This window comes from Pseudomonas sp. S3_E10 (assembly GCF_054667615.1).
The window spans coordinates 1,331,666-1,344,960 of the sequence record NZ_CP162743.1 but is presented as its reverse complement, the minus strand read 5'-3'; the positions used below and the strand labels follow the sequence as shown (position 1 = coordinate 1,344,960).

Sequence of the window (13,295 nt, the reverse complement as noted above, 5' to 3'; positions counted from 1 at the left end):
GTTATGACGCTGCGCACGAGCAACCAATTGTTCGACGCTTACTTCACGGCCGACAGCATGGCCGAAGTGTTCTGCGACCAGGGCCGCTTGCAGGGCATGCTGGATGTCGAGGCCGGCCTGGCTCGCGCACAGGCCCAGGTCGGGTTGATCCCCCAGGCCGCCGTGGCGCCGATTGCCCAGGCGTGCCTGGCGTCGCTGTATGACGTCGATGCCTTGGGCGCGGCGATTGCCACGGCGGGGAATTCGGCGATTCCGTTGGTCAAGGCGTTGGGCAAATTGATTGCCGCTGAAGACGCCGGCGCCGAGCGTTATGTGCATCTGGGCGCGACCAGCCAGGACGTGATGGACACCGGCCTGGTGCTGCAACTGCGCCGCGCCGTGGAACTGATCGAAACCGACCTGGCTCGGCTGGGCGCGGTTCTCGCTGACCAGGCGCAGCGTTACGCCGATGTGCCATTGGCCGGGCGTACCTGGTTGCAGCATGCAACGCCGGTGACCCTGGGCATGAAAATCGCCGGTTGGCTGGGGGCGGTCAGCCGCAACCGGCAACGTCTTGTCGAGTTGAAGCCGCGCTTGCTGGTGCTGCAGTTCGGCGGCGCGTCCGGCACCTTGGCCGCGCTCGGCGACCAAGCCCTGCCGGTGGCCGAAGCGTTGGCGGCGCAATTGCAACTGACCTTGCCCGAACAACCTTGGCACACCCAGCGTGATCGCCTGGTGGAGTTCGCCGGCGTGCTGGGCTTGATCGCCGGTAGCCTCGGCAAGCTGGGCAGGGATATCAGCCTGTTGATGCAAACCGAAGCGGCGGAAGTGTTTGAACCGTCGGCGCCGGGCAAAGGCGGCTCCTCGACCATGCCCCACAAGCGCAACCCGGTGGGCGCCGCCGTGCTGATCAGCGCGGCTACCTGCGTGCCGGGGTTGGTCTCGACGATGCTCAGCGCCATGCCCCAGGAGCACGAACGCAGCCTGGGCCTGTGGCACGCCGAATGGGAAACCTTGCCGCAGATTTGCCGGCTGGTATCCGGCGCCCTGCAACAGGCGCTGCTGATAAGCGAAGGGTTGGAAGTCGACCCCGAGCGCATGCGGCAGAACCTTGACCTGACCCAAGGCCTGGTATTGGCCGAAGCGGTGAGCATCGTGCTGGCCCAACGCCTGGGCCGCGAAACCGCGCACCATTTGCTTGAGCAGTGCTGCAAACGTGCCGTCGCAGAGGGTCGCCACCTGCGCGCGGTGCTGGCGGATGAACCGCAGGTCACCGCCCAGCTGTCAGCCGCCGAGCTGGACCGCCTGCTCGACCCGGCCCACTACCTGGGCCAGGCGCGCACCTGGGTCACTCGCGCAGTAACCGAACACTTTCAATTGACTGCCTGAGGAGGCCACTGTGGCCTATGTACAACTCGCCGACGGCGAACTGCATTACCAACTCGACGGGCCCGTCGACGCACCGGTGTTGGTGCTCTCCAACTCCCTGGGCACCGACCTGCATATGTGGGATATCCAGATCCCGGCCTTTACCGAGCATTTTCGCGTGTTGCGGTTCGACACCCGTGGCCATGGCAAATCCCTGGTCACCGAAGGGCCCTACAGCATCGAGCAGTTGGGGCGCGACGTGCTTGCTTTGTTGGATGCGCTGGGCATTCAACGCGCGCATTTTTGCGGGTTGTCGATGGGCGGCTTGATCGGCCAATGGCTGGGGATCAACGCCGGCGAGCGCTTGGAGCGCCTGGTGGTGTGTAACACCGCCGCCAAAATCGGCACGCCGGACATCTGGAACCCACGCATCGAAATGGTACTGCGCGACGGCGCGGCGGCCATGGTTGCGCTGCGTGATGCGTCCATCGCGCGCTGGTTCACCGCCGATTTTGCCGCGGCCAACCCGCACCAGGCCAAGCAGATCACCGACATGCTGGCGGCCACGTCGCCGCCAGGCTATGCGGCCAATTGCGCCGCCGTGCGGGATGCCGATTTCCGTGAGCAACTGGCGGCAATCCAGGCGCCGACCCTGGTGATTGCCGGCACTGAAGACGCCGTTACACCGCCGGCCGGTGGCCACTTTATCCAGAGCCATGTGCGGGGCGCGGAGTATGCCGAGTTCTATGCGGCGCATCTGTCCAATGTCCAGGCCGGTGCTGCGTTCAGCGACCGGGTGATTGAATTTCTGCTGGCCCGCTAAGGAGCATTTTGTGGACGAGAAACAACGTTATGCCGAAGGCCTGCAGGTGCGCCGCGAAGTGTTGGGCGATGCCCACGTCGACCGCAGCCTCAATGCCCTGACCGAGTTCAACAGCGAGTTCCAGGAAATGATCACCCGCCACGCCTGGGGTGATATCTGGACCCGCCCGGGCCTGCCGCGGCACACCCGCAGCCTGATCACCATCGCCATGTTGATCGGCATGAACCGCGCCGAAGAACTCAAGCTGCACCTGCGCGCCGCCGCCAGCAATGGCGTGACCCGGGCCGAGATCAAGGAGGTGCTGATGCAGAGCGCGATCTACTGCGGGATCCCGGCGGCGAATGCCACTTTCCATCTGGCGGAGTCGGTGTGGGATGAGCTTGGCGTGGAGTCCCGCCAGGACTGAAATACGGTAGAAAAAGTGGGAGGGGGCTTGCTCCCGATAGCGGTGTGTCAGTCGATATATGTACTGACTGATACTCCGCTATCGGGAGCAAGCCCCCTCCCACATGTGTGTTCTTCACAAGGACTGTAGATTTCAGTGGGAATCGCCATCCCACACCCAGTTCCATACCCCCGGCAGATGCACTGGCTCGCTCACATCCTTCACCGTCCGCGCCAGCGCCGCGCGTTCCAGGGCGCCATGGTCGGTGTAGAACGGCTCGGCAGCCGTCTTCATGCCATTGACGCGGGCGCTGTCCATCAGGATTTGCAGGTATTCCTGCATATGCCGTGCGGTGTAGCGGTTGATGTCGTGGAAGGTCACCACCACCGGTATCACGCCGTCCACCGTCGGCAATTCACCCAGGGCAATGCGCTCGCGCACCACCGACAGTTGCCGATACAGGTTGGCGCGGCGACGCGGGCTGGCGTTGAAGCCCCAGATCTTGCCGTCGTTGGCGCTCAGGTCGGTCAGCAACACCTGCATGCCGTGGCGCTGATAGGCGGCGAAGGTGCGGCGGTCATAGTTCCAGAAGGGCGGGCGCACCAGCACCGGCGGCGCGCCGGTGATGGCGGCAATGTCTGCGGCGCCCTGGGTGAGGGTGCTTTCCAGCTCGGCGTTGTTCAGCCAGCGGTGGTTGGTATGAAACGCGGTAGCCGTGTGGAACGCCAGGACATGGCCGCCGGCGTACTCCCGTTCCATGGTCTTGCGGCCCCGTGAACTGCCGCCGGAACGGGTTGCTTCGGTCTGCAGGAAGAACACGGCCTTGATACCCGGCAATACCGGGTTGTCGGCCAGGTCGGCCACCACCGAACGGCTCGGGTTGTTGTAGCCCGACGCACTGGGGCCGTCATCGAAGGTCAGCAAAAACCGGATCGGCGCCTGGGCTTGCAGGCGTTGCGCGGTCTGTGGCGTCAAGGCGATGGGCGCGCCAATGCAGCCACTGAGGCTCATGGCCAGGGCAAGCACGGCGGATGCGATGGCAAAGGATTTCATGGTGGGCGCAGGCTCGAATAAGAGGCCGCTGCTGTGTGGATCAGCAGCGGCAGGCGCGCACGATACAGTAAGTGCCGCGCGGGTTTACAGCAGACTTATCGGGTAACTGACGATCAACCGGTTTTCATCGAACTCGTTGTTGCTGTAGTCGCGGCGCATGCTGGAATTGCGCAGACGTACCGTCAGGTTCTTCAGGCTGCCGCTTTGCACGGTGTAGCCCAATTCGCTTTCACGGCCCCATTCCTTGCCGTCGGTAATCGTGCCGGTGTGCACGTTGCTGCCGCTGATGTAGCGGTTCATCAGCGTCAGGCCCGGCACGCCGAGGGCGGCGAAGTTGTAATCGTGGCGCACTTGCCAGGATTTTTCCTGGGCATTGTCGTAGCTGGCGTTGTAGCTGTCGTTGGCCAGGGTGCCGCCGCTGGTGCCGTTGACGCGCATCCAGGCACTGTCGCCGGTGAGTTTTTGCAGGCCCACATAGAAGGTGTTACCGCCGTATTTGGCCGAGAGCAGACCGGACCAGGTCTTGTTGTCCAGCTTGCCGGCGCGGGCGCTGCCGTCGTCCTCGCCATAGAAGAAGCCGAGGTTGGCGCCCAGGGTCCAGGCACCGAGGGGCTGGCTGTGGATCAGGTTGATGAACTGCTGGCGGTAGATGTCCTTGAGCTGGGCATTCCACAGGCCAACCTGGGTGCGTTTGTCGTTGAACGTGTATTCGCCGCCCTGGAAGTTGAAACGGTCGGAGGTGAATGCGGTTTTACCGGTCATCGACAGGTCGTTCATGCTGCTGTCGTCACGCGGGCTGTTGGCGCGGAACTGGCCACCATAGAGGGTCAGGCCGTCGATTTCCTTTGACGTGATCTGCCCGCCGCGCAAGGTCTGCGGCAACGAGCGCCCATCGTCCGCGCGCAGTATCGGCAGCACCGGCATCCATTCGCCGACCTTCACTTCGGTCTTTGACATGCGCGCTTTGAACGCTACGCCAAGACGGCCGAACTCATCCGCCGGGCGGCCGTCATGGTCCAGCGGCAGCAGCTGGGTGCCACCCGTGCCGCGACCGCCATCGAGCTTGAGCGAGTACAGGCCCAACACGTCCACGCCAAAACCTACTGTGCCCTGGGTAAAGCCGGACTTGGCGTCGAGGATGAAACTCTGGGTCCACTCCTGTGCGCCGCCCTGGCTCTTGGTGGGGTTGGTGAAGTTACGGTTGATGAAGAAGTTGCGCAGGTTGAGGTTGGCGCTGGCGTCTTCGAGAAAACCCTGTTCTTGGGCGAAGACAGGCAAGGCAACACTGGCGACAGCGGTGGCCAGCAACAGCTGGCGAGGGCGGAACGTGCTCATGGCGGTGGACCTGTTGTTATTGGGGTTATGCAGGTGGCGGCCATGGTGCGTGGCGGTGCGGGGGCGGTTCAATTGGGGGAGGGCGGGTTGTGGGCGATGATCGAACGCAAGTTGCCGGGCGCTGAGGCCCGGCCGTGGCGGTCAGGGTTTGGGCGGGGTGAGGTGGGTCCAGGGGATCGCCGGCAAGTAATGCTGGGCGGCGATGATCAGCGCCACCATCACCGCCACGAACACCGCTTGCAGCGGGCTCCAGAATGCCCAGTGCAGGCCGTTCAGCCAGGGGTAACCTTCGCTGAGTTTCTGGCTCATCTGGCCGATGCGTTTCGTGTGCAGCAGGTTGATCAGCAGCGCGCCGGCATAGGTCACGGCGCCGAGTACGCCGAGCATCAAGGCACAGGCGATCAGCATGATCGCCTGGGGAACGCCGTGACGAATCACCAGCCAATAGTCGTTGGGGTTGAGTCGTTTGGGAATCAGGTACTGGCTCAGCCAGACGTCCGGCACCCGATACACCGAGCTCATGACCGCCCAGAACTGAGTGACGCGGAAGGCCACAAGGGCCGGCACGAATGACATCAGCATGAACAGAACCACCGACATCAGGTCCAGCTTGCCCGGGGTGTCGTGGGCAATGTTCAGGCCGATGGCGAGGGCGAGGATTGCCCACAGTCGGATAAACACCTGGGTGTAGATCGGCCGCGGCACGAACTTGCGCCAGAAAAACACATCGGCCTGAGGCAAGCGTTCAACCAGTTGCGGGTAGCGCCAGGTCAGGGTCTGGGCCAGGTGCTGGCAGGCATTCCACTCGTTCTCGCCAAACCCATCGATCATGTTGTTTTGCTGAGTGGCCGTCATGGGCGTCAGCAGCAAGCGTGCGGCCATGGCGTCGGCAGAGGTGCGTCGCGTGTCCTGGGCCTTGTCCTGCAAGTGGGCGTAGAAGCTTTCCTGTTCGCAGCGCCCCACCAGTTCGCGCCACATCCACGCCGGCTCCGGGTACACGCCTTTCTGGTCGTCCCAGGCGAAGGCCTGGCACACGCGCTCGAACAGCGGCACGCTCCACTGGGTATCGTGGAGCAGTTGCAAAATGATGCGTTGCCATTGTTGTTGCAGGTCGAACACCCGCAGCCACGCTTGGTTGTTGTAGTGAGTGAGCTGGCTGATGAACTCGCGCTCGGCCTTTTGCTCCAGCAATTCCTGCAAGGTGCGGCGGTAGTCTTGCAACAGCTCGCCGGTCAGCGCTTCGTGCTGCCAGGGGGTCATGGCGATCTGTTGCCACGGCGTCAGCCAGTCCAGGTGTTGCACCGCCCACTGGGCGATGGCGCTGCGCTCGCCGGGCGTATCGAAGCAATGGCGCAGCAGGCCGGCCTGGAAGGCCTCGGTGCAGTGCTGTTGCTGGGCCTGGGCCCAGCGCGCGTCGAGGTTGTGTGTGGTGAGGCCGCTGAGCAGGGCGTGGGCCGGGTCCGGCGCCGGGGCTTCGTAGGGGGCCGGTTGCAGGGGCCGGATGTCCATCAGCTCGGCCAAATCGTTGAGGTTGGCATAGGTCGGTTCGACCACCGGCACTTCGACGCGTTCTTGTGGCTCGCGGTCAGCTCGCCAGCGTGCCTCGCTCAAGGCTTGCTCGTAGGCTTCGCGCAGGCGCTGGAAGCCTGCGGCGTCGTCGTCCGGACGGCAGCTTTTGAGCAGCCGCGCATAGCTGCGCTTGATGGTGCGCTCGTCGGCATCTTCGGGCAGTTGCAGTACGTTCCAACACTCCATCGGGTCCTCCCTCAGCGCCAGAAGCCGTTGTCCAACTGCTCGAGTTGACGGGTCAGTTCGCTGCGGGCCTCGCGGATGCGGCGTTCGTCCTGGGTATCGAGCACTTGCTGGAACTGCGCCGCCCAGTGGCCGAGTTGCTCGCGCAGTTCGCCGAGGTTTTCCTGATAGAGCCGCTCAAGGCGCGCGGTAAGCACGGTGTTGACCTGCTGGTCGCGCGGGTGAACCTTCAACTGCGCCAGGGCTTGCAGGCGTTGCTGGATCTCCTGCGGGCTGAGCACGCCAGGGTTGTTCTCGATCACCAATGAGTGTTGCTCGCCGGTCAGCGGGATATTCACCTGGGCTTCCAACAGGCCGTTGTTGTCGTAGGTGAAGCGCACGTCCAGCGAGACCTCACCGGCCTTGCGCTTGGGCACGCTGATGTCCAGTTGGCCCAGTTCGATGTTGTCTTTGACCAGGCGGCTTTCGCCCTGATAGATCTTGAGCAGCACGCGGGTCTGGTCGTCGTACAGGGTGACCACGCTCTTGACCCGGCTCACCGGCACGCTGCTGTTGCGTTCGATCAACGGCAGGTAGTGGCCGCTTTCGATATGGCCGCCGTACTGGTTTGAGGTTTCGATGCCCAGGGTGTAGGGGCACACGTCGGTCAGCACTACTTCTTCCAGGGCAGCGGAACGCGCCTTGAGCGCGGCCTGGATCGCGGCGCCGTGGGCGACCACCTGGTCCGGGTCGAGGCTGATGGAAGGGAAGCGGCCGAACAATCCCGCGGCGAGTTTGCGCACCAGCGGCATGCGCGTGGTGCCGCCTACCAGCAATATTTCATCGAGGTCGCCGACGCGAATCCGCGCATCGCGCAGGGCGCGTTCGATCGGCGCGCGCAGGCGCTCCAGCAGCGGCGTGTAGAGTTTGGCCAGCTCTTGCTGGGTGATGGTCTTGACCCACTGCTGGCCGTCGACACGCAGTGCGAATTCGGCGCTGTCGTCCTGGCCCAGGGCTTTGCGCACGCGCTCGGCCTCCCGGCGCAGGGCGTGCAGCACGCTGCTGGTGGGTGGGAAGTCGGCGGCGTTGCGTTGGCTGTCGACGAAGTGCTCCAGCAGCAGGGTGTCGAAGTCTTCGCCACCGAGGAAGTTGTCGCCGGCGCTGGCGCGTACTTCCATCACGCCGTCGAACAGCTCGATGATCGACACGTCAAAGGTGCCGCCGCCGAGGTCGAAGACCAGGAATGATGTCTCTTTGTCACGCTGGTGCAGGCCGTAGGCCAGGGCGGCGGCGGTGGGCTCGTTGATCAGTTTTTCAACGTTGAGCCCGGCCAGCTCACCGGCGATGCGCGTGGCTTTGCGTTGGCCGTCGCTGAAGTAGGCGGGCACGCTGATCACGGCTTCGGTGACCGTATGGCCGTAGGTGCGCTCGATGTCTTCCTTGAGGCTTTTGAGCACCAATGCCGAGAGTTCTTCGGGGCGGAACGAGCGGTCGCCCAGGCGTACTTCGGTGGCACTGCCCATGTAGCGCTTGAACAGCGAAGTGGTCAGGTGCGGGTGGGTATGCAGGCGCTCTTTGGCGGCCTGGCCGACCAGCACACGGCCTTGATCATCCAGCCCGACTACGCTTGGCGTGAGCAGATGGCCAAGGGCGTTAGGCACCAATTCGGCGGCGTCACCCCGCCAGACAGCGGCGAGACTGTTGGTGGTCCCCAGGTCGATTCCTACGATCATTACGACAAGCTCCCTCTGTGGTCTGTAAGAATCAGTAACTAATTTTACCCTGAAAGGTTGGCGGAAAAGCAAGGCGGCAGGTTTAGGGCGGCTTGATGCAATTCCATGTGGGAGGGGGCTTGCTCCCGCTGGCAGTGGGTCAGCTGCAGATGAGCTGACTGACAGACCGCCATCGGGAGCAAGCCCCCACATTTAATCGATGGTGTAAAAAATGGCATAAAAAAACCGCCTCCTGGTGAGGAGGCGGTTTTTTTGTTTACAGCAGCACGATCAGAACAACTTCAGCGCCGGTGCTTCTTCTTTCAACGGCTCGTTCTTCGCGGTCTGCTCGTTCCAGCCGCCACCGAGGGCCTTGTACAGGTTGACCTCGGCGGTCAGCTGCGCCAGGCGGTCGGTGATCAGCGATTGCTGGGCACTGAACAGTTGGCGCTGGGCATCAAGGAAGGTCAGGTTGCTGTCGACACCAATGCGGTAGCGGCGCTCGGCCAGGCGGTAGTAGTCCTGGTTGGCCGCGACGAAGCCGCGCTGGGCGTCCAGTTGCTGCTTGTAGGTCTCACGCGCGGCGAGGCCGTCGGACACTTCCTGAAAGCCCGTCTGGATGGCCTTCTCGTAGTTGGCCACGTTGATCTCTTTCTGGATCTTCGAGTAGTCCAGGCTGGCGCGCAGGCTACCGGCGTTGAAGATCGGGATGTTGATCTGTGGCGCGAACGACCAGGTACCCGAACCGCCCTTGAACAGGCCGCCCAGTGTCGGGCTGGCGGTACCGGCGCTGGCCGTCAGGCTGATGCTCGGAAAGAACGCGGCACGGGCCGCGCCGATGTTGGCGTTGGCCGCCTTGAGGTTGTACTCGGCCTGCACGATGTCGGGGCGACGTTGCAACAGGTCCGATGGCAACCCGGCCGGGACTTCACTGAGCAGGTCATCCGACAGCGGCTTGCTGGCGATATTGGCCGGCAGGCCAGTGCCCAGCAGCAGGGTCAGGCTGTTTTCGTCCTGGGCCACCTGGCGGGTATAGCGCGCCAGGGCTACCCGGGCGTTTTCCACCGAGGTGCGCGCCTGGCTGAGGTCGAGGGCCGAAGCCACGCCGACTTCGTTGCTGCGCGAGGTGAGCTTGAAGCTCTGCTCATACGCGCCCAGGGTGTCCTGGGTGAGCTTGAGCAGTTCCTTGTCGGCCTGCCAGGTCAGATAGGCGTTGGCCACGCTGGCCACCAGGCTGATCTGGGTGCTGCGCCGCGCTTCTTCAGTGGCGAAGTATTTTTGCAGTGCTTCTTCACTCAGGCTGCGCACGCGGCCGAACAGGTCCAGCTCATAGGAACTGATCCCCAGGCCCGCCGAGTACTGGCTGGCGATGGTCGCCTGACCGGACTGCGACAGCTTGGCCGGCGTACGCGAACGACTGCCGTTGCCCGTGGCCGAGACGGCCGGGAACAGGTCGGCGCGCTGGATCTGGTACTGCGCGGCATAGGCGTCGATGTTCAGGGCCGCGACACGCAGGTCGCGGTTGTTCACCAGCGCGGTCTGGATCAGCTGTTGCAGCGCGGGGTCATGGAAAAACTGCTTCCAGCCCTGCTCGGCAGCGGCCTGGTTCGGCGCCTGGGCCGACGAATACGCCGGGCCCTGCGGGAACTGTGCCGCCACCGGCGCGTCGGGGCGCTGGTAGTCAGGTATAAGCGAGCAGCCACTGAGCACGAATGCCGTGACGGCTAAGGAAAGTAGCGACTTGCTCATTGGCCAGCCTCTTTAGGAGTTTGCTTGGGTTCAGTCTGTTTGCGTTCGCCTGCGGCGGACACGGTTGCAAAGAACAATGGCACCCAGAAGATCGCCAGGACCGTGGCCGTGATCATACCGCCGATCACACCGGTACCGATCGCGTGCTGGCTGCCGGAGCCGGCGCCCGAGGAGATCGCCAGCGGCAACACGCCGAGCACGAATGCCATGGAGGTCATGATGATCGGGCGCAGACGCATACGGGATGCTTCGATGGCCGATTCGACAATGCCTTTGCCTTGTTCATGCAGCTCTTTGGCGAACTCGACGATCAGGATGGCGTTTTTCGCCGCCAGGCCCACCGTCACCAACAAGCCGACCTGGAAGAACACGTCGTTGGACAGGCCGCGCAGGCTGGTTGCGATCAACGCACCCACCACACCCAACGGCACTACCAGTACCACCGCGATCGGGATCGACCAGCTTTCGTACAACGCCGCGAGGCAGAGGAACACCACCAGTAGCGACAGGGCGTACAACGCCGGTGCCTGCGAGCCGGACAGCCGTTCTTCGTACGACAGGCCCGTCCAGGCATAGCCTACGCCCGCCGGCAATTGCTTGGCGATGCGTTCGACTTCGGCCATGGCATCACCGGTACTGTAGCCCGGTGCCGGCGTACCGAGGATTTCCATTGCCGCAACACCGTTGTAGCGCGAGAGCTTGGGCGAGCCGTAGATCCACTTGCCCGAAGAAATGGCCGACAGGGGCACCATCTTCCCGGAGTCGCTGCGTACGAACCACTTGTTCAGGTCTTCCGGGGACATCCGGCTGGCGGCGTCGCCCTGCACGTACACCTTCTTCACACGACCACGGTCGATGAAGTCGTTGACGTAGCTGCCACCCAGGGCAATCGCCAGGGTCTGGTTGATGCTCGACAGCGTAATGCCTTGGGCGCTGGCCTTCTCGTCGTCGACGGTGAGTTCGTACTGCGGCTCATCGTTCACGCCGTTGGGGCGCACACCGGCCAGGATCTTGCTCTGGGCGGCCATGCCGAGGAACTGGTTGCGCGCTTGCATCAGCTTTTCGTGGCCGACACCGCCCTGGTCTTGCAGGAACACGTCGAAACCGGTGGCGTTACCCAACTCCAGGACCGAAGGCGGCACGATGGCGAAAACCATGGCGTCCTTGAAGGCCCCGAAGAAGTAACCCTGGGCACGCTTGGCCACTTCGAATACCGACTGCGAAGCATCGCGTTCATCCCATGGCTTGAGCATCACGAACGCGAGGCCCGAGCTTTGGCCACGGCCAGCGAAGTTGAAACCGTTGACGGTAAAGACCGATTTCACGGCCTTGCCTTCGCCGGGCTCGCCTTCCTTGTCGTTGAGCAGGAAAGCCCGCATGTCGTCGATGACTTTTTGCGTACGTTCAGCGGAAGAGCCGACCGGGGTCTGTACCTGGGCGAAGATCACACCCTGGTCTTCCTCGGGCAGGAACGCGCTTGGAATGCGGGTGAACAGCCAGATCATGCCGACGAAGATGATCAGGTACACGAAGAACGCCGGGTACTTGTGCTTGATCATGTTGCCCACGCCGCGCTCGTAGCTGATAACGCCACGGTCGAAGGTGCGGTTGAACCAGCCGAAGAAACCACGCTTGGGTTGGCCGTGCTTCTCGGGGTCGATCGGCTTGAGCATGGTGGCGCACAGGGCCGGGGTGAAGATCAGCGCAACCAGTACCGACAGCGCCATGGCCGAAACGATGGTGATGGAGAACTGTTTGTAGATCACACCGGTGGAACCGCCGAAGAACGCCATCGGCAGCAATACCGCCGACAGTACCAGGGCGATACCCACCAGGGCGCCCTGGATCTGGCCCATGGACTTGACCGTCGCTTCTTTGGGCGACAGATGCTCCTCGGCCATCACCCGCTCAACGTTCTCTACCACCACGATGGCATCGTCCACCAGCAAGCCGATGGCCAGGATCATGCCGAACATGGTCAGGGTGTTGATGGTGAAACCGAACGCCGCCAGGATCCCGAAGGTACCCAGCAATACCACCGGTACGGTCATGGTGGTGATGATGGTGGCGCGGAAGTTCTGCAGGAACAGGAACATCACCAGGAACACCAGCACGATCGCTTCGACCAGGGTGTGCACCACGCCGGAGATCGATTCGGTTACCACTGGCGTGGTGTCATACGGCACCACTGCCTTCATGCCTGGCGGGAAGAACGGCTCCAGGGACGCCACGGTGGCACGGATGGCCTTGGCGGTGTCCAGGGCGTTGGCGCCCGAGGCCAGTTTGATCGCCATGCCCGACGCCGGCTTGCCGTTGAACTGCGCACTGATGCTGTAGTTCTGGCCGCCCAGTTCGATACGCGAGATGTCACGCAGGCGAACCTGCGAGCCGTCGGCGTTGACCTTCATCAGGATCTTGCCGAACTCATCCGCGGTTTGCAGGCGGGTCTTGCCGATGATGGTTGCGTTCAGCTGGGTACCGGGCAGGGCGGGCAGGCCGCCCAATTGGCCAGTGGCCACTTGCACGTTCTGCGCGGAAATGGCGGTGCTGACGTCGACCGGGGTCAACTGGTAGTTGTTCAGCTTGGCCGGGTCCAGCCAGATACGCATGGCGTACTGCGAACCGAACACCTGGAAGTCACCGACACCCGCGGTACGGGAAATCGGGTCCTGGATGTTGGACACGATGTAGTTGGAGAGGTCGTCCTTGGTCATGCTGCCGTCTTCCGACACCAGACCGATCACCATCAGGAAGTTCTTCACCGACTTGGTCACGCGGATACCCTGCTGCTGCACTTCTTGCGGCAGCAATGGGGTCGCCAGGTTCAGCTTGTTCTGCACCTGAACCTGGGCGATGTCCGGGTTGGTACCCTGGTTGAACGTCGCGGTGATGGTCATGCTGCCGTCGGAGTTACTGTCCGAGGCGACATAACGCAGGTTGTCGATACCGTTGAGCTGTTGCTCGATGACCTGCACCACGGTGTCCTGCACGGTTTGTGCGGACGCGCCTGGGTAGGTCACCTGGATATCAATAGCGGTCGGCGCGATGGCCGGGTACTGGTTGATGGGCAACTTCAGGATCGACAGGGTCCCGACCAGCATGATCACCAGGGCAATTACCCAGGCAAAAATGGGACGGTCGATAAAAAATTTCGACATGG

General features: G+C 63.1%; 9 protein-coding genes. 3 read left to right on the top strand and 6 right to left on the bottom strand.

Annotation, left to right across the window (positions count from 1 at the left end):
- Positions 1–3 precede the first annotated feature (3 nt).
- Genes AB4N98_RS05965 through pcaC form a run of 3 tightly spaced genes read left to right on the top strand, consistent with a single transcriptional unit; the run spans position 4 to position 2,576 of the window.
- Positions 4–1,368: a 3-carboxy-cis,cis-muconate cycloisomerase gene (locus AB4N98_RS05965; RefSeq protein WP_017530467.1), complete on the top strand. Its 1,365-nt coding sequence runs from the start codon at positions 4–6 to the stop codon at positions 1,366–1,368.
- A gap of 10 nt (positions 1,369–1,378) precedes the next feature.
- On the top strand, positions 1,379–2,170 hold the full coding sequence (gene pcaD, locus AB4N98_RS05960) for a 3-oxoadipate enol-lactonase (protein WP_017530468.1): 792 nt from the start codon (positions 1,379–1,381) through the stop codon (positions 2,168–2,170).
- A gap of 10 nt (positions 2,171–2,180) precedes the next feature.
- Complete coding sequence (pcaC, locus tag AB4N98_RS05955) at positions 2,181–2,576, top strand: 4-carboxymuconolactone decarboxylase (protein WP_003172401.1); 396 nt, start codon at positions 2,181–2,183, stop codon at positions 2,574–2,576.
- A 132-nt stretch (positions 2,577–2,708) separates the two neighbouring features.
- Here the strand turns inward: pcaC and AB4N98_RS05950 are convergent, their stop codons facing one another.
- The 6 genes from AB4N98_RS05950 to AB4N98_RS05925 form a co-directional block, all read right to left on the bottom strand.
- On the bottom strand, positions 2,709–3,608 hold the full coding sequence (locus tag AB4N98_RS05950; RefSeq protein ID WP_017530469.1) for a polysaccharide deacetylase family protein: 900 nt from the start codon (positions 3,606–3,608) through the stop codon (positions 2,709–2,711).
- Between the two features lie 84 nt (positions 3,609–3,692).
- Positions 3,693–4,943 carry an OprD family porin gene (locus tag AB4N98_RS05945; protein ID WP_017530470.1) on the bottom strand — a complete coding sequence of 417 codons (1,251 nt, stop codon included), beginning with the start codon at positions 4,941–4,943 and terminating at the stop codon, positions 3,693–3,695.
- A gap of 141 nt (positions 4,944–5,084) precedes the next feature.
- Positions 5,085–6,698 (bottom strand): J domain-containing protein, encoded by a 1,614-nt coding sequence (locus AB4N98_RS05940; RefSeq protein ID WP_460149307.1) that lies wholly within the window; start codon positions 6,696–6,698, stop codon positions 5,085–5,087.
- A gap of 11 nt (positions 6,699–6,709) precedes the next feature.
- A complete protein-coding gene (locus tag AB4N98_RS05935; protein WP_017530472.1) occupies positions 6,710–8,407 on the bottom strand; it encodes a molecular chaperone HscC in 1,698 nt (565 codons plus the stop codon).
- A gap of 270 nt (positions 8,408–8,677) precedes the next feature.
- Positions 8,678–10,135 carry an AdeC/AdeK/OprM family multidrug efflux complex outer membrane factor gene (gene adeC, locus AB4N98_RS05930; RefSeq protein ID WP_017530473.1) on the bottom strand — a complete coding sequence of 486 codons (1,458 nt, stop codon included), beginning with the start codon at positions 10,133–10,135 and terminating at the stop codon, positions 8,678–8,680.
- Positions 10,132–13,293: an efflux RND transporter permease subunit gene (locus AB4N98_RS05925; protein WP_135196481.1), complete on the bottom strand. Its 3,162-nt coding sequence runs from the start codon at positions 13,291–13,293 to the stop codon at positions 10,132–10,134. Before AB4N98_RS05925 ends, adeC begins: the two co-directional genes overlap by 4 nt.
- Between the last annotated feature and the right edge of the window lie 2 nt (positions 13,294–13,295).